Source organism: Corynebacterium sp. c3Ub_189 (assembly GCF_039907195.1).
Classification (GTDB): Bacteria; Actinomycetota; Actinomycetes; order Mycobacteriales; family Mycobacteriaceae; genus Corynebacterium.
This window is the reverse complement of the sequence record NZ_JASBOF010000061.1, coordinates 1-724: the sequence shown is the minus strand read 5'-3', so window position 1 is coordinate 724 and position 724 is coordinate 1. Positions and strand designations below refer to the sequence as shown.

The window sequence follows — 724 nt, the reverse complement described above, 5'->3', positions numbered from 1 at the left end:
TCAACCCAACGAAACATGGCAAATGGACTACAGTGACTGGACCATCGCAGGTCACAAGCGAGTAGCTATCCTCACCATCTTGGACGACCATTCCCGGTTCATCATCTCCTGCTGTGCCTACAACAATGCCACCGTGGGAAACGTCATAGAAAGCTTCATTAATGCAGGCCAGACACACGGCTACCCCCAGTCCACCCTCACCGACAACGGCCGAGCATTCACAACCAGCACAGACCGGACAAACCCCGCGCGAAACGGATTCGAGCAACTGCTCATAGACCTAGGAATCAAGCAGAAAAACGGTAAACCCTACCACCCCCAGACACAAGGAAAAGTTGAACGCTTCCACTACACCCTTAAACTAGCCCTAGCAAGCAAAATACCAGCTCAAAGTCTCGATGAACTCAACTCTCAGCTAAAAGAAATCATCGAATACTACAACCACAAACGCCCCCATAGAGCCCTAAACAGAACCACCCCCGCAGAAGCCTACACAGCACTGCCCAAAGCTCTCCCAGCAGACATCAAACCAGACCACGACTACCGCCTACGCACTGACAAAGTAGGCACCAACGGCAAGACAACCCTGCGATGGGGTGGCAAACTACGCCGCCTCTACATCGGGCGCCGATGGGGCGGCGAACCAATCACCATGGTCTGCATCGACAACCGCGTAAGCATCAAAATAACCACCACTGGGGCACAAATCGCCGCCTACACACTC

Annotated in this window: 1 protein-coding gene; it reads left to right on the top strand. The window is 53.3% G+C overall.

From position 1 onward, the window contains the following. A partial coding sequence (locus QKD99_RS11510; protein ID WP_347951488.1) for an integrase core domain-containing protein occupies positions 1 to 724 on the top strand: 724 nt, incomplete at both ends.